The organism is Rhodococcus sp. NFXS4 (assembly GCF_058139645.1).
The window spans coordinates 617,417-632,852 of sequence record NZ_CP192221.1 but is presented as its reverse complement, the minus strand read 5'-3'; the positions used below and the strand labels follow the sequence as shown (position 1 = coordinate 632,852).

Genomic DNA, 15,436 nt, shown 5'->3' with positions numbered 1-15,436 from the left:
GGTCGCCGCGACGGTGGTGTGTCGCGAGCCGCGCCTCCGGTGGTGTTGCATGAAGGTGTGAGTACCGCGAACCTGACCCGCGCCGAGACCGCCGACCGCGCCCGGGTGGTGTCCGACGTGCGATACGACGTGGCGCTGGACCTGACCGAGGCACGGACCCGAGCCGAGTTCGGCACCGTCACCACCGTGAGCTTCGCGGCCACCGCGTCGTCGACGTGGATGGACTTCCTCGGTGCCGGCGTGGACCGCGTGATCGTCAACGACCACGAACAGGAGGTGCAGTACGACGGTGCGCGGGTGCTGCTGCGTGATCTCGGGAGCCACAACACCGTGCGCATCCACGCCCGCGGCTCGTACAGCCGCACCGGTGAGGGCCTGCACCGATTCGTCGATCCGGCGGACGGCGAGACCTACCTCTACACGCAGTACGAGCCCGCCGACGCGCGGCGCGTCTTCGTGAACTTCGAGCAGCCGGACCTCAAGGGACCGTTCGTCTTGCGGGTGAGCGCACCGGACGAGTGGACGGTGCTGTCGAACGAGCGGGTGGAGGAGACCACCACCGACGACGCAGGGTCGTCCACCCGTGTCTTCGCCGCCACGCAGCCGATCTCCACGTACATCACGGCCGTCGTCGCGGGCCCGTACCACAGCGCCACGTCGGAGTACCGCCGCGGCGACCTCACCATCGAACTCGGCGCGTGGTGCCGTGCGTCGCTCGGCGAGTACCTCGACCACGACGACATCTTCGACGTCACGCGCGCCGGGCTCGACTTCTTCCACGACGCGTTCGAGTTCCCCTACCCCTTCGGGAAGTACGACCAGGTGTTCGTGCCGGAGTACAACCTCGGCGCCATGGAGAACCCCGGCTGCGTCACGTTCACGGAGTCGTACGTGTTCCGCAGCGCGGCCACCCGAGCGCAGTACGCACGGCGCGCGAACACGATCCTGCACGAGATGGCGCACATGTGGTTCGGCGATCTGGTGACCATGCAGTGGTGGGACGACCTGTGGCTCAAGGAGTCCCTCGCCGACTACCTGGGCGCGTACGCCTCGGTCGCGGCCACCCGGTTCACCGACGCGTGGGTGTCGTTCGCCCTGCGCCGCAAGGCCTGGGCCTACTCGCAGGACCAGCTCCCGACCACCCACCCCGTCGTCGCCGACATCGTCGACCTCGAGGCGGCCAAGCTCAACTTCGACGGCATCACCTACGCCAAGGGCGCCAGCGTGATCAAACAACTCGGGGCCTTCGTCGGTGACGAGGCCTTCTTCGAGGGCGCCCGCGCGTACTTCCGCGCTCGGGCCTTCGGGACGGCCACCCTGCGCGACCTGCTCGACGCCCTGGCCGCACCGGCCGGTCGGTCGCTCGACGACTGGTCGGCCGCCTGGCTCGAGACCACCGGCGTGTCGACCGTGCTGTACGACCGCACCAGAGGTGTTCTCACGCAGACGGATCCGCGTCCTCAGCGGTTGGACATCGCGTGCTTGTCGCCGGACGAGAACGGCCACCTCGTCGATGCGGAACCGATCTCGGTGCACATCACCGACGCGGAGGCACCGCTCGCGCTGCCCGACGCCGCGGTGATCCTGCCGAACGACGGCGATCTCACGTACGCGAAGGTGCGCCTGGACGCGCGGTCGATGGAGGCGACGATGCAGTCGCTGGACCGCATCCCCGACGACCTGCGCCGCGCGCTGGTGTGGTCCTCCTGGTGGAACGCGACGCGTGATGCCGAACTGCCTGCGCAGACGTACGTCGATCTCGCCGTCCGCTTCGCACCCACCGAGTCGCATCCGGCCGTGCTCGGATCGATTCTCGCGGAGACCGCGGCCGCGGTGGAGCACTACGCCGCGGACCGGGACGGTGTCCGCCAGCGGTGGACCGCGACGGCGGCCGAGCAGCTCGCCGGGGCGCCGGCCGGGTCGGACGCGCAGCTCGAGTGGTTCCGGGCGTTCTCCGCCGCGGCGTCACACGACCCGTCGCACGCCGGAAGGGTGCGCGCGTTGCTCTCCGGCGAGGACTCCGTCGACGGTCTCGAACTGGACGCCGAGCAGCGGTGGGGCCTGTGGTTCGCCCTGTCGGCGACCGGTCACACCGACGAGGCCGAGCTGGCGACGGTGCTCGAGTCCGACCGCACGGGGGCCGGTGAGGTGCAGTACGCCGCCGCGGTGGCGGCGCAGCCCGTCGCGTCGGTCAAGGAGGCGACCTGGGCCGCCCTGACCGGTTCGGACGCCCTGAGCAACGAGCGGGTGGGGGCGCTGATCCGCGGCTTCACCGCCGGACCGTCACGCACGCTGATCGAGCGCTTCGACGAGCAGTACTACGCCCTGCTGGAGACCTTCTGGCGGGAGCGGAGCATCGAGATCGCTCGACGACTCGTCATCGGGCTCTTCCCGTCGGCCGCCCACAGCGAGGACGCCGATCGCTGGCTCTCGGGTCACCCGGACGTACCCGCGGCTCTGCGACGGTGCGTGATAGAGCAGCGCGACCACCTGGCCCGCGCACTCGCCGCACGGTCACTCTCCGCGCAGGCGTGAGTGCAGATCCTCGCGGTCGCGGCGACGCTTCTCGTCGACGGCGGCGATGTCCTCGTTGACGCGTCGGCGCAGTCCCTTGAAGAGCACGAGCGACAGGGGGAACGCGACGACCAGGGCGAACACCATGGCGATCAGCAGCGGCACGGTCACCCCGACCAGCGCGGCACCGAAGTAGATGACGGCCGCGACCACAGCGATGAGACCGAGCCGGGCGGCGGTGTAGAGGCCGAGATCGCGGACCAGTCGGCCCTTTGCCGACCCGCTCGGGGTGCTGCCGGTGGGGATGGGATCGGTCATGGACACAGATTACCGGAGCCGTTCGACGTATCCGATTTGTCCATTACCTCCCCTTTACCAACATTAGAAGAGTCGAGTACCCGGGGGTCTCGGTGCCACCATGGGCAACGGATGCGGACATACAGCCGCATTCGACCGAGATGAAGACTGTGTCCCTGGAGGATCGCGATGAGTGCACCGGCTTACACCCCCACGCAGGAGAACCTGCTCACCCCCGGCCAGGTGGCCGCACTCTTCCATGTCGATCCGAAGACCGTCACGCGCTGGGCCCACGCCGGCCGGCTCGGATCGCTCCGCACTCCCGGCGGCCACCGTCGCTTCCGCGAGTCCGAGGTCATGCAGCTCCTGACCTCGCTCACCACCGAGGCGCACCGCTGATCACGCGTCACCCCTAGAGCGCCACCCACTCGTCACCGAGTCGACCATCGGTCGCCACTCGCGGTGTTCGTGCCGGACACCAGTGCGTGCGAGCAGATTCTCAGGATCTTGCGAGCTCGACTCGAGTGCCCCGGCGCTCCGCCACGACTACGCTCGGTAGTGGAGGTGCGTGATGATCTATGTTCTGGCTCTGATCGGGCTCGTGGTCGTGATCGTGCTCCTCTGGAAGTCTTTCGGCCCCGAGACCGGGGCACCCAGAGGACGCGTCACCGGACCGGACGACGACCCGGAGTTCCTGTGGAAGATCAGGAACAACGCTGCACGTGATCGTGGCAACGGTCCCGAGCGTCCCGATGCGGGAACGCCCGGTTCCGTCGACTGAGTCGCGTCACGCGGTGCGGTGCGGTGCGGCGGACGACCGTCACCGCGTGACGTGGGGCGGGAACTCGGCGGTCATCGCTGCTGCCGTCTCGAGAAGCGCCGTGCGCGTCGCCGGCGCGAGAGCGTCGAGGTCGACCTCCGCCCCCTGAGCGAGATGGTCGTCGTACGGGATGACCCGCACGGCGCGACATCGCTGACCGAAGTGGTCGACGATCTTCGAGACGTCGATGACCTTCGACCCGGGCCGCACCATGTTGACCACTGTCAACGACTGCTCCACCAGATGCCGGTAGCCGTGCGCGTCGAGCCAGTCCATCGTCGCCGATGCACTCCGCGCACCGTCCACCGATCCGCTGCTCACGATCACCAGTCCGTCGGCGCTGCGCAGGATCGCCCGCATCGCCGAGTGCAGAAGTCCCGTTCCGCAGTCGGTCAGCACGATGTTGTAGAACCGCTCCAGCACGGCCACCGTGGTCTCGTAGTCGTACGCGTCGAACGCCTCCGACATGGCCGGATCGGACTCCGACGCCAGCACTTCGAGCCGGTGGTGATTCTGGGACGTGAAGTCGCGGACAGCGCTGTACTTGTCGATGTCGCGGGCGTCTTTCAGCAGGTCGCGCACCGTCTTCTCGGTCTCCAGCGGAACCCGGGAGCTCAGCGTTCCGCGGTCGGGGTTCGCGTCCACGGCGATCACACGGTCGCCCCGGACCGACGAGAACGTCGATCCCAGCGCCGCCGCCACCGTGGTCTTCCCGACGCCTCCCTTGAGGCTCAGGATCGCGATGCGATGACACCCGTGCAACGGGTTGCCGACCTGACGGATCAAGGCGAGCCGCCGCTGCTCCTTGGCACTGTTGCCCACGTTCACCCGGCCACCGGTGACGTCGAAGAGCGTGCGGCGCCAGCCGCCCGTCGGTGGGGGCGGCGAGGTCCGCAGCAGCCGTGACGTCGAGAGGTCGTGCGCCGTGGGCGGTTGCATCGGCGAGGCAGGTACCTGCTGGATCGCCGGATCCGTCGGCGTCGACGCGGACAGGATTCGCCCGTCGTCCTGCGGGCCGGGCGACCACCCGTCCCAACGATCGTCCGTCACCGATTCCCCCCGGCGGTCATGTCGAGCCGACGGTCAGTTCAGACCCGCGTACGAGTGCAGACCGGAGACGACCATGTTGATGATGAAGAGATTGAACAGCATGGCGACGAAGCCCGCGACGTTGATCCACGCCGCGCGGGTGTTCCGCCAGCCCGACGTCGCCCGTGCGTGCAGGTACGCCGCGTAGACGACCCACGCGATGAAGGACACCGTCTCCTTGGGATCCCAGCCCCAGAAGCGTCCCCACGCGGCCTCGGCCCAGATCGCACCGAGGATGACGCCGGCGCCGAACAGCGGGAAGCCGATGATCGTGGTCTTGTAGGCCAGGCGGTCGAGCGTGCGGGCGTCCGGAAGACGCTGGGCGAACCGGGCGAGTGCACCCGTGTTCGCGCCGTCCTCCGTGGCGGGGAAGCGCATCCGCAGCAGGAACAGCAGCGACGCGACGCCGGCCACCAGGAAGATTCCGCTGCCGATGCTGACGATGGTCACGTGGATCGGCAACCAGTACGAGCGCAGGGCCGGGACCACGGGGGCCGCGTCGGCGTAGAGGACCGTCGCCGCGAGGAACATCAGGATCATGACCGGGACGACCACGAAGATCAGCGTCGGGCGCATCTTCCGCAGCGCGATGATCGAGGTCGCCGTCGCGGCGGCCGTGGCCATCGTCACGAACTCGTACATGTTGCCGAGCGGGAACCGGTCGGTGGCGAATCCGCGCAGCACGATCGACGTGACCGTGAGCAGCAGACCGAGCACCACCAGCGCGTAGCCCATGCCGCCGTAGCGCTCGGACGCGGGACGCCGGGGCGCCTCCTCGATCCGACCGGGACCGGTGGGCCGCACAGGCGCCTTGCCCGCCGCGACGAGCTGCCGCTCGGACTTCTGCTCCGCAGCCGTGACGGTCTGCGTGGCGTACTGGGCGATGAGGAACACCGCCGCGAGCAGGTAGACACCGAACGCCGACCGGAAGGACCAGTCGCTGAACTGCGCGAGTGTGGCGTCGATCGGCATGGTCACTCCCTGTTGTTCGAGGTCGGTACGTCATCGGCGTCGGGTCGGTCGAGCACCCGCGCGGTGAGGCGGTCGAACTCGTCACCCCAGCCGGCCTGATCGGTCCGGGCGAGTCCGCCCACTTCTACTACGGTACGTCGTCGGTCGTCGTCCGTGCTCACGCGGACCCAGATGCGACGGCGCTTGATCACCAGGGACACCAGCAGACCGGCCATCATCGACAGCGCGAACATCAGCACCCACGTCTGCGCGGGGTCGTGCGAGACCTGCAGGTTGACGAATTCCTCGGCACCGTCGAATCGCACCTGCGTGCCGTCGGACAGCGTCGTCGACTCCCCCGGTGTCAGGTTGACGCGATCCTGCTTCACCAGCCGGCCCTGCTCCACCAGCACCTGGCTCAGCGAGAACAGCGACTGTGGATTACCGGTGTCGAGGCCGGTGTCGCCCTTGTAGATGTCGACGGCCACCGCCGGATCGTTCGGGGCGGGGAAGCTCGACGACAACAGCGAGCCGTGGAAGAACGCGGTGGGCGCGAACAGCCCCTCGATGGCGATCTGGTTCTGGCGGCGGACATCGGGATCCGGGTACAGACCTCCGGGCGGATCGAAGCGGTGCACTCCGCTGGAGAGGAACGTGGTGCCGTCCGTGGGCTCCCACTGGACCGTCTCGGTACGGGTCTCTCCGTTGGGGAACGTCACCGTGAACGTCGGCGCGTATCCGTGTCCCTGCAGGTAGACGCGGTCACCGGCGACTCGCAGCGGATGGTTGACCTGCAGGGTGTCCGGGCGCCAGGTGTTCGTGACCAGGTCGTCGCCGGCCTGGTACTCGATGTCGGACGTGAACTGCTCTGCCTGCCCGTTCTCGAGGTAGTCGGCCGTGAAGTTCTTCACCCGCACGCAGAGCGGGGTCATGCCCGTGCCGTCCTCGCTGTTGCCGGCGCGGAACGAATCGAACTGGGCGGGCGAGGTGGTGCAGATGCCCGGGCCGTCGTTGGCGATGACGACGACGTTGCCCTCGTAGCTGAAGAGCTTCCCGACGGCGATGGCCACGAGCAGACCGACGAGCGACAGGTGGAACACCAGGTTGCCCGCCTCGCGCAGGTACCCCTTCTCCGCGGACAGCGTCAAGGCGCCGCTCTCCTCGGTGCGCCGCATCTTCCGCCAGCCGCGCATCCGGCCGTCGATCTCGTCGAGGAGAACGTCGGGTGCCGTGTCGACCTCGGTGCGCAGGTGGTGGGGCAGCCGCCCCAGGTTGCGCGGGGTGGCGACCGGCGGAGTGCGCAACGCGCGGGCGTGGTCGACGCAGCGCGGCAGGATGCAGCCGACGAGCGAGACGAACAGCAGGACGTAGATCGCCGTGAACCAGAAGCTGCCGAAGACGTCGAACAACTCCAGCCGGTCCATGACGGGCCCGAGGGACGGGCGGTCCGCGATGTACTGGTCCACCTTCCCCGAGTTGAGGCTGCGCTGCGGCAGCAGCGCGCCCGGGATCGCGGCCAGGGCGAGGAGGAACAGGAGCACGAGTGCCGTGCGCATCGAGGTCAGGCCGCGCCAGGTGTTCCGGACGGCGGCGACGACGCGCCCCGCCGGAGACTGCCGCGGAGGGCGTGCCTCGGCGTCCGGGCGGGCCGACAGGTCAGTGCTCATATCTCTTTCTCGTCCACTAGATCGGCAGGGTCACGCTGGTCACCGCTCCGTCGCGGATCCAGCTGACGAACAGGTCCCAGGCGCCGGTCACCAGGGCGATGCCGACAGCCACCAGCATCAGACCGCCGAACACCTGGATGGCACGGGCGTTGCGGCGCAGCCACCCGACCCCGCGCAACGCGCTGACGGAGCCGAAGGCCAGAACGACGAAGGGCAGTCCCAGTCCCAGGCAGTAGGCGACGATCAGCACCACACCGCGCGCCGCGGTGGTGCCCTCGGTGCCGGCCGTCAGCGAGATGACGCCCGCCAGCGTGGGTCCGAGACACGGGGTCCATCCGAGCGCGAACACGCCACCGAGCAGCGGTGCCCCGAGGATGCTGCCGACGCGGCGCGGTTCGAAGCGCGTGTCGCGCTGCAGGGCGGGGATCAGACCGAGGAAGACGAGACCCATCGCGATGGTGACGACGCCGCCCACACGCTGCAGGATCTCGCGGTTCACCGACAGCACGGAGATGGCGCCGAAGACCGAGGCCGTGGCCAGGACGAACACCACGGTGAATCCGAGAACGAAGAGGGCCGCGGCACCGGCGACGCGGCTGCGACCCCGCACCAGAGTCTTGGTGGCCGCCTCGTCGGCGGTGACGGACGGGGAGTCCGCTCCGACGACTCCGGCCAGGTAGGACAGGTAACCCGGAACCAGGGGGACGACGCAGGGCGATGCGAAGGACACCAGACCGGCGAGCAGGCAGGCGCCGAGAGCCAGGAACAGCGGCCCCGACGCGGCAGCCGACTGGAACGCCTCACCCATCGGACACGTCGAGTGGCTCGGCTGCGATGCGCTCGACCACGGGCTGCAGGTCGCTCGCGAGAAGCTCCGTCAGGAACACCGCGGCGACGCGGTGCTCACGGTCGAGCACGATCGTGGTCGGGATGACGGTGGTCGGGTAGTTCGATCCGAGAGCGAGGAGGGTGCGCAGCGGCGGGTCGTAGATGGACGGGTACGTCACGTTGTTGTCGATGACGAAGTCCTGCGCCTTGTCCTGCTGGTTGTCGCGCACGTTGATGCCCAGGAACTGCACACCCTGGTCCTTCGTCGCCTCGAAGACCTGCTCGAGATCGTCGGCCTCACCGCGACAGGGGCCACACCACTGACCCCAGATGTTGAGGACGACGACCTGGCCCTCGTAGTCGGACAGCGACGTCGTCGTGCCCTCGGTCATGAGGTCGGGTCCGGAGAGGTTCCCCACGGTGCCGCGGTCGGCGGGCGGGTCGTAGAAGATCGACGTCTTGCCGCCGGGTGAGACGAACTCGAAGGTCCCACCCTGTGCCACGGCGTCGGTACCCGTGGCGCACCCGGTGAGAACGGTGGCGGCCACGAGCAGCGGCGCGAGCAGGCGGGCGGGTCTCATGCGCCGGTCTGGAGGGGGTCCGACGCCCCTGCGGGCTCGGAGTAGACGATGTCGACGAGGGTGTCGCCCTCGTAGATCAGCGAGGTGAGCGACGCGAGGCCGCACTGGCGGTTGCGGGGGTCGTGCCACAACCGGTCGCCCTGCAGGAAGCGACGCAGGGTCCACACGGGCAGCTGATGACTCACGCACACAGCCTCGTGGCCCACGGCCGCGACGCGAGCCGCGTTGACGGCGGCCAACATCCGGTGGGCGATCTGCAGGTAGGGCTCGCCCCACGAGGGGGTGAACGGGTCACGCAGCTTGAGCCAGTGGCGGGGCCGGCGCAGCGCACCGTCTCCGACGGCGACCTTCAGACCCTCGAAGTCGTTCCCGGCCTCGATGAGGTTCTCGTCCGTCTCGATGGTGAGCCCGAACGCCGACGCGATGGGCGCCGCCGTCTCCTGCGCGCGCTGCAACGGGGAGGCGACGACGTGCGTGACGTCGTGCCCGGCGAGCACGTTCGCCACCGTGCGCGCCTGGGCCTGACCGTTCACCGACAACCGGAAGTTCGGGAGGCGCCCGTAGAGGATTCCCTTGGGGTTGTGCACCTCGCCGTGCCGCATCACGTGCACGATCGTGCGGGTGTCGGCGTGCGGGTGCCCGGAAGTGTCGATACCGGACGCGTCGCTGTTTGTCGGGTCGGTCGGGGACGACTCGGTCATGACGGTGCTTTCTGCTCGGCAGCGGCTGCTGCGGCGGCGGCGTGGGGAGCGGCCGCCTCGATGATCTCGAACGCGCGGTCGTCGAGCGCCGCGGAGACGAACCAGGCCTCGAACGCGCTCGGCGGCGGGTACACGCCGCGGCTCAGGAGCGCGTGGAAGAACGCGGGGAAGCGCCAGGTGGCGGCCGCCTTGGCGCCCGCGTAGTCGATCACCGGTTCCTCGGAGAAGAAGACGCTGACCATGTTGGCGGCGTACTGCACGCGGTGCGGGACGCCCGCCGCGGTGAGCGCGTCACCGAGGATGCCGCCCAGACGGGTGGAGTTCGCGTCGAGTGCCGCGTAGACGTCGGCGTCCGCCGCGCGCAGCGTCGCCAGACCGGCGGCGACCGCGACGGGGTTACCCGACAGGGTGCCGGCCTGGTAGACGGGGCCCGCGGGGGCGAGGTAGCTCATGATGTCGGACCGGCCACCGAACGCGGCCGCGGGCAGGCCGCCGCTCATGACCTTGCCGAAGGTGTAGAGGTCACCGGCGATGCCGTCGACGCCGTACCACCCCGACGCGCTGACGCGGAAGCCTGTCATGACCTCGTCCATGATCAGCAGTGCGTCGTGCGCACGGGTCAGACGCTGCAGACCCTCGTTGAAGCCGGGCTGCGGCGCCACCGCACCCATGTTGCCCGCCGCGGCCTCGGTGATGACGCACGCGATCTGACCCGGGTGGTCGGCGAACGCCTTCGCGACCGCATCGAGGTCGTTGTAGGGAACGACGATGGTGTCGGCCGCCTGCGCACCCGTCACACCGGGCGACGTCGGCAGCCCGAGGGTGGCGACGCCCGAGCCGGCGTCGGCGAGCAGGGCGTCGACATGGCCGTGGTAGCAGCCGGAGAACTTGACGATCTTGCTGCGACCGGTGAACCCGCGGGCCAGACGCACCGCACTCATGGTCGCCTCTGTGCCCGAATTCACCAGGCGCACCTCGTCGACGGGATCGACGCGGCGCACGATCTCCTCCGCCAACTCGATCTCGCCGAGCGTGGGAGCGCCGAAGGACAGTCCCGTGGAGGCCGCCTTCTGCACCGCCTCGACCACGGCCGGGTGGGCATGACCGAGAATCATCGGTCCCCACGAGGAGATGAGGTCGACGTAGTTGTTGCCGTCGGCGTCGCGCAGGGTGTATCCGCTGGCCTCGGCCATGAACCGCGGGGTTCCGCCCACGGAGTGGAAGGCCCGCACGGGCGAGTTCACGCCACCGGGGATGACGGCGGACGCGCGTGCGAAGAGTTCTGCGGATCGGGCGGTGGGGACGCCGGTGTCGGTTCCGCTCGAAGGAGTCACGCCCTCCAGTGTTTCACAGGACGCGGAGTGCTCTTTCTGATAAGGAGCAGTCTCACACCGGCTGTCTCACGCCTCGATCAGGAGCTGCATCCAGGTCAGGTCGAGCCACCGCCCGAACTTGACGCCGACCTGCGGCATGACACCCACCACCGTGAAGCCGAACTTCGCGTGCAGGGCGATCGAGGTGGTGTTCGAGGACTCGATTCCCGCGACGATCGCGTGGACGTCCCCACGGCGGGCGCGCTCGATCAGTTCCGCCATCAACGCGGTCGCGACGCCGCGCCGATGGAAGCCGTCGGCGACGTACACGGAGTTCTCGACGGTGTGCCGGTAGCCGGACTTCGGACGGAACGGCCCGTAGGACGCGTAGCCCGCGACCCGACCGTCGATCTCGGCGGTGAGGATCGGCAGGCCGGCGCCGGTGCGCTGGTCGAACCAGGCCTGCCGGTCCGCGAGTCCCACCTGCTCCTCGTCCCAGATCGCGGTCGTGTCCGCGATGGCGGCGTTGTGCACGGTGAGGATCTCGGGCAGGTCGGCGGGCACGGCGTCGCGAATCAGCACAGCGACACGGTAGTCGGTTGCAGGCAGGCACGATCGACGAGAATCGACGTGATCGAAAGTGTTAAATCCGTGTTACATCGGGCATATCCTTCTGCCATGACGGCACCACACGAGCCCGACCGGCAGCACCCGGAATCCCGACTGGCCTGGCCGGAGGGGTTCCGCGAGCACCTCGTCGAGCAGTGCGACGGCTTCAGCTCGATCATGTCGCGCGCCATCGCGGACAACGGCGCCTCGCTCTTCCGCGACGGCCCCTACGCCCCGTCGACCCCGCAGGCTGCGTCGATGGACGCCACGAGTGTGATGTTTCGCAAGATTCGCGCGGTGTGGCGTGAATTTCTGTGGCCGCGCTGACAAGTCCCTCCCGGGCACCTCGAGTTTTGGTTACCGTCGAGTATGACCACTACCGAGACCGGCACCACTGACACCGGCACGTCCTCCGACAACGCTGCTCAGCTGGCGAATCACCTGCGCAGGACTCTCGACGGACGGTGGCGCGACGTACGGAACCAGACGCGCGAGCAGCTCGCGCGTCACGAGTTCGCACCGCACTACACACCCAACACCGCGATCGCGCGGACCAAGGCCTTCGAGCAGCTCCGTGTGCTCGCCGCGGCCGGCGCGGCAGAGTCCGGTTTCGCCAAAGAGGTCGGCGGCACGGGCGACATCGGCGCCGCCGTCACGATGATCGAGATGCTCGCCATGTCGGATCTGTCGCTCATGGTGAAAGCCGGCGTGCAGTGGGGCCTCTTCGGTGGCGCGATCGAGAACCTCGGCACCGAAAAGCATCACAAGGAGTTCATCAAGCCCCTGATCGATCTCGAGACGCTCGGCTGTTTCGCGATGTCGGAGACCGGCCACGGCAGCGACGTGCAGTCCATCGGCACCACCGCGACGTACGACCGCGAGACGCAGGAATTCGTGATCCACACGCCGGACAAGTCCTCGCGCAAGGACTACATCGGCGGCGCCGCCGAGTCGGCGAAGTACGCCGCCGTGTTCGCGCAGCTGATCACCGCCGGACCGGGTGAGGAGCCCGAGAGCAAGGGCGTGCACTGCTTCGTCGTCCAGATCCGCGACGAGAACTTCGGCAGCGACCTACCCGGCGTCACCACGTTCGACATCGGCTACAAGGGCGGCCTGCCCGGCGTGGACAACGGCCGCATCATGTTCGACCACGTTCGCATCCCGCGCGAGAACATGCTCAACAAGATCGCGGACGTCGCGGCCGACGGCAGCTACTCCTCGGACATCGACAACCCGAACCGGCGCTTCTTCACCATGCTGGGCACCCTCATCCGCGGCCGCATCACCGTGGGCGGTTCGGCGGGCGCCGCGGCGCGCGTCGCGCTGACCATCGCGACGAAGTACGCGCTGCAGCGCAAGCAGTTCAGCGCGCCCGGGACCGACGACGAGGTCACGATCATGGACTACCTCGTCCACCAGCGTCGGCTGTTCCCGCTCATCGCCAAGTCGTACGCGCTGCAGTTCGCGCAGAACGAGCTCGTCTCGAAGATGCACGACATCCAGAGCGCCGAGGACCCCGACGCCACCGAGCAGCGGGAACTCGAGTCGCGCGCGGCCGGCCTGAAGGCAGCGAACACCTGGCACGCGACGAAGGCGATCCAGGAGTCCCGCGAGGCCTGCGGCGGCGCGGGCTACCTCGCGGAGAACCGACTCATCGCGCTCAAGGCGGACTCGGACGTCTTCACCACCTTCGAGGGCGACAACGTGGTGCTCACGCAGCTCGTCGCGAAGGAGCTGCTCACCGCGTACGCCCACGAGGTCCGCTCGTTCGGTGCGGCCGACTGGGTGAAGTTCGCCGCCGGCACGGTCGGCGACGTGGTGAAGAAGCGCACGGCGGCGGCGCCCATCATCCAGACCCTCGTCGACTCGCGTCAGGACAACGAGGAGGAGGGCAGCCTCTTCAACCGCGGCACCCAGATCTCGATGTTCGAGGAGCGCGAGGAGTACCTCATCTCCACGGCCGCGAAGCGTCTGAACGGGTTGTCCAAGAAGATGAGCCAGTTCGACGCGTTCAACGCGGTGCAGGACCACATCCTGCACGCGGCCACGGCGCACGTCGATCGCGTGGTGCTCGAGGCGTTCGTCGCCGGCATCGACAACTGCGAGGACGACGACGCCAAGGAACTGCTCGGCGAGGTGTGCGACCTCTACGCGCTCACCACGATCGACGCCGACAAGGCCTGGTTCATCGAGCACCGCTACATCTCCACCGAGCGGTCGAAGGCCGTCACGCGCGGGATCAACGAGCGCTGCCGCACGCTGCGCCCGCACGCCCACACGCTGATCGACGCGTTCGGCGTTCCCGAGGCGCTGCTCGGTGCGGCGATGCTCGCCGACGACGAGCCGGGTGAAGTGAAGGAATCCGTCACCGCCGACTAGGCCGGCACCCCTTCGGCCCCCTCGCGAGTACGCCCATGATGTCGTGATTCAGTGCTCCACCCACGGCACTGTGGACGTACTCGCCGGGGGCGGGGGACGTACTCGCCGGGGGCGGGGGACGTACTCGCCGGGGGCGGGGCTCAGGAACGGACGAGGCGAGCGATCGCCTCGGACGCCTCCCTGACCTTCGCGTCCGCTTCGGGTCCGCCCTCGCGGGCCGCGTCCACGACGCAGCCCGCGAGGTGGGCGTCCAGCAACTTCAGCGACACGGACTGCAGCGCCTTGGTGACGGCCGAGACCTGCGTCAACACGTCGATGCAGTACCGGTCGTCGGCCACCATGCGAGAGATGCCCGCCACCTGTCCCTCGATGCGGCGCAGGCGCTTGAGGAGGTCGTCCTGATCGAAACTGCTCATGCGTCCAGAGTACCCCCAGGGGGTAACGGGTAGAGGTCAGCGCCGCCGTACGACGCGCATCACCAGGTACACCGCGACGGCCGCCGCGACCACAGAGAGAGCCGCCCAGGGCCCCGCGACACGGGTCGAGTCGTACGTGACCGAGAACCCCTCGAACGACGACGTGGTGGGGAACTGCTCGGTCACGGTGGTCGTGGTCCTCGACTGCACCCACAGCACCACGGCCACGACGGCGAGGAGGACCGCGACCACCACCGGAGCGAACCGGCGCATCACGCGTCGGGCTCCGCGTCGGTGGCGGGCGCCACGAGTGCGAGCAGTTCCTCGCGGAGCGTCTCGTCGTCCTTCGCCCACGCCTGGACCAGGCCGTTGCCCCGCAGCTTCAGGCCGACGCCGGTCCGCTTGCGCGGCACCCCGGACAGCTCCCCCAGCACTCGCGCGGCCTGCCACTTCTCCAGGGTGTTCCCGTTGGCGTCGTAGTCGGGCTCCGGGTACACCTCGAGGATGTCCGCGATGGCGACGTTCTCCGTGCCCTGGCTCAGCGTCGTCGGCGTCAGGATCACCGTGGCGTGCCGACGGGCGGCCACGATCTGCACGTAGGTGAAGGCCATGAGAACCAGCGCGATCACGACGAGCGCCACGTAGTGCACGACGGGTCCCGTGTAGATCTCGACGCCGAGAGCGATGAGACAGAAGATCGGCCCCCAGGCCAGGGCGCGCCACTTCGCGCCGTACTCGGCGAAGATCACCGGTTCCGTCTCGTCGCTCACGGGGCCTCCGGTGCCGCGAACCACGGCGCCGCGGACGGTCGGTACACGAGCACGCAGGCCACGAAGAAGAGGATCGCCCCGAGCGTCGCCAACAGGGGCACGATGGCGAAGCCGACGGTCACCGAGCCCAGGAGCACCAGCCCGAAGACGATCGACAGGACCGTCAGTGCCCGGCGGAACCGCGGATCGCCGCGTCGACACGCGGGCCCCGCGAGGAATCCGATGGCCAGTCCGACGACGATCTCGAGGACACCGACCGTGCGCAGCACCGTGATGACGCTCTCCACGGCATCCGGCTCGCCCCCGGTCTCGGTCAGCTGGGTCCGCAGCGAGTCGGCCGGGAACGTCAGCGAGATGAGGCCGAGCAGCACGACGAGGACGGCCCCGAGAACCCACACGGCGAACGCGACGGTGACGATCCGGGGACGGGCGGGCGACGCGGGCTCGGGCTTCTCGACGTTCACTCGACCATCCTGCCAAGACGCCTCCACACGGTGGAGT

The 15,436-nt window shown here is 68.9% G+C and carries 18 protein-coding genes; 5 read left to right on the top strand and 13 right to left on the bottom strand.

The window, feature by feature from the left end; all coding sequences use genetic code 11:
- Nucleotides 1-57 precede the first annotated feature (57 nt).
- The gene (gene pepN / locus J4E04_RS03100; protein WP_490149864.1) at nucleotides 58-2,535 is read left to right on the top strand and encodes an aminopeptidase N; all 2,478 of its coding nucleotides are present in this window, start codon (nucleotides 58-60) and stop codon (nucleotides 2,533-2,535) included.
- Here the strand turns inward: pepN and J4E04_RS03095 are convergent.
- Nucleotides 2,515-2,832: a DUF4229 domain-containing protein gene (locus J4E04_RS03095; RefSeq protein ID WP_027504527.1), complete on the bottom strand. Its 318-nt coding sequence runs from the start codon at nucleotides 2,830-2,832 to the stop codon at nucleotides 2,515-2,517. The genes pepN and J4E04_RS03095 overlap by 21 nt on opposite strands.
- 168 nt (nucleotides 2,833-3,000) lie before the next feature.
- Between J4E04_RS03095 and J4E04_RS03090 the strand changes: the two genes are divergently transcribed.
- Nucleotides 3,001-3,210: a BldC family transcriptional regulator gene (locus tag J4E04_RS03090; RefSeq protein ID WP_042574081.1), complete on the top strand. Its 210-nt coding sequence runs from the start codon at nucleotides 3,001-3,003 to the stop codon at nucleotides 3,208-3,210.
- Nucleotides 3,211-3,382: 172 nt separating this feature from the next.
- Entirely contained in the window at nucleotides 3,383-3,592 is a 210-nt protein-coding gene (locus tag J4E04_RS03085; protein WP_490149863.1) for a hypothetical protein, read from the top strand.
- Between the two features lie 39 nt (nucleotides 3,593-3,631).
- Here J4E04_RS03085 and J4E04_RS03080 read toward each other — a convergent pair whose 3' ends face one another.
- The 8 genes from J4E04_RS03080 to J4E04_RS03045 all read right to left on the bottom strand — a co-directional run bounded on the left by J4E04_RS03080 (nucleotide 3,632) and on the right by J4E04_RS03045 (nucleotide 11,343).
- Nucleotides 3,632-4,627 (bottom strand): MinD/ParA family ATP-binding protein, encoded by a 996-nt coding sequence (locus J4E04_RS03080; RefSeq protein WP_490150495.1) that lies wholly within the window; start codon nucleotides 4,625-4,627, stop codon nucleotides 3,632-3,634.
- Nucleotides 4,628-4,714: 87 nt separating this feature from the next.
- Nucleotides 4,715-5,692, bottom strand: coding sequence for a c-type cytochrome biogenesis protein CcsB (gene ccsB, locus J4E04_RS03075; protein ID WP_056441651.1), 978 nt, complete (start codon nucleotides 5,690-5,692; stop codon nucleotides 4,715-4,717).
- Nucleotides 5,693-5,694: 2 nt separating this feature from the next.
- Nucleotides 5,695-7,338, bottom strand: coding sequence for a cytochrome c biogenesis protein ResB (gene resB / locus J4E04_RS03070; protein ID WP_490149862.1), 1,644 nt, complete (start codon nucleotides 7,336-7,338; stop codon nucleotides 5,695-5,697).
- Between the two features lie 16 nt (nucleotides 7,339-7,354).
- A complete protein-coding gene (locus tag J4E04_RS03065) occupies nucleotides 7,355-8,146 on the bottom strand; it encodes a cytochrome c biogenesis CcdA family protein (protein WP_027504522.1) in 792 nt (263 codons plus the stop codon).
- Nucleotides 8,139-8,747 (bottom strand): TlpA disulfide reductase family protein, encoded by a 609-nt coding sequence (locus J4E04_RS03060; protein ID WP_222638080.1) that lies wholly within the window; start codon nucleotides 8,745-8,747, stop codon nucleotides 8,139-8,141. The genes J4E04_RS03065 and J4E04_RS03060 overlap by 8 nt, the downstream gene beginning before the upstream one ends.
- On the bottom strand, nucleotides 8,744-9,349 hold the full coding sequence (locus J4E04_RS03055) for a histidine phosphatase family protein (protein WP_051613157.1): 606 nt from the start codon (nucleotides 9,347-9,349) through the stop codon (nucleotides 8,744-8,746). Before J4E04_RS03055 ends, J4E04_RS03060 begins: the two co-directional genes overlap by 4 nt.
- A gap of 95 nt (nucleotides 9,350-9,444) precedes the next feature.
- Nucleotides 9,445-10,782, bottom strand: coding sequence for a glutamate-1-semialdehyde 2,1-aminomutase (gene hemL, locus J4E04_RS03050; protein ID WP_056441647.1), 1,338 nt, complete (start codon nucleotides 10,780-10,782; stop codon nucleotides 9,445-9,447).
- Nucleotides 10,783-10,848: 66 nt separating this feature from the next.
- Complete coding sequence (locus J4E04_RS03045; protein ID WP_056441643.1) at nucleotides 10,849-11,343, bottom strand: GNAT family N-acetyltransferase; 495 nt, start codon at nucleotides 11,341-11,343, stop codon at nucleotides 10,849-10,851.
- 96 nt (nucleotides 11,344-11,439) lie between these two features.
- Between J4E04_RS03045 and J4E04_RS03040 the strand changes: the two genes are divergently transcribed.
- Both J4E04_RS03040 and J4E04_RS03035 read left to right on the top strand, forming a co-directional pair.
- Complete coding sequence (locus J4E04_RS03040; RefSeq protein ID WP_027504517.1) at nucleotides 11,440-11,697, top strand: hypothetical protein; 258 nt, start codon at nucleotides 11,440-11,442, stop codon at nucleotides 11,695-11,697.
- Nucleotides 11,698-11,739: 42 nt separating this feature from the next.
- On the top strand, nucleotides 11,740-13,749 hold the full coding sequence (locus tag J4E04_RS03035; RefSeq protein ID WP_082544307.1) for an acyl-CoA dehydrogenase family protein: 2,010 nt from the start codon (nucleotides 11,740-11,742) through the stop codon (nucleotides 13,747-13,749).
- Nucleotides 13,750-13,889: 140 nt separating this feature from the next.
- Here J4E04_RS03035 and J4E04_RS03030 read toward each other — a convergent pair whose 3' ends face one another.
- Genes J4E04_RS03030 through J4E04_RS03015 form a run of 4 tightly spaced genes read right to left on the bottom strand, consistent with a single transcriptional unit; the run spans nucleotide 13,890 to nucleotide 15,399 of the window.
- Nucleotides 13,890-14,165, bottom strand: coding sequence for a metal-sensitive transcriptional regulator (locus tag J4E04_RS03030; RefSeq protein WP_027504515.1), 276 nt, complete (start codon nucleotides 14,163-14,165; stop codon nucleotides 13,890-13,892).
- A gap of 36 nt (nucleotides 14,166-14,201) precedes the next feature.
- Nucleotides 14,202-14,441, bottom strand: a complete 240-nt coding sequence (locus tag J4E04_RS03025; RefSeq protein ID WP_490149861.1) for a hypothetical protein — start codon at nucleotides 14,439-14,441, stop codon at nucleotides 14,202-14,204.
- Nucleotides 14,438-14,935, bottom strand: a complete 498-nt coding sequence (locus J4E04_RS03020) for a hypothetical protein (RefSeq protein ID WP_027504513.1) — start codon at nucleotides 14,933-14,935, stop codon at nucleotides 14,438-14,440. Before J4E04_RS03020 ends, J4E04_RS03025 begins: the two co-directional genes overlap by 4 nt.
- Nucleotides 14,932-15,399: a hypothetical protein gene (locus J4E04_RS03015; RefSeq protein ID WP_490149860.1), complete on the bottom strand. Its 468-nt coding sequence runs from the start codon at nucleotides 15,397-15,399 to the stop codon at nucleotides 14,932-14,934. Before J4E04_RS03015 ends, J4E04_RS03020 begins: the two co-directional genes overlap by 4 nt.
- Between the last annotated feature and the right edge of the window lie 37 nt (nucleotides 15,400-15,436).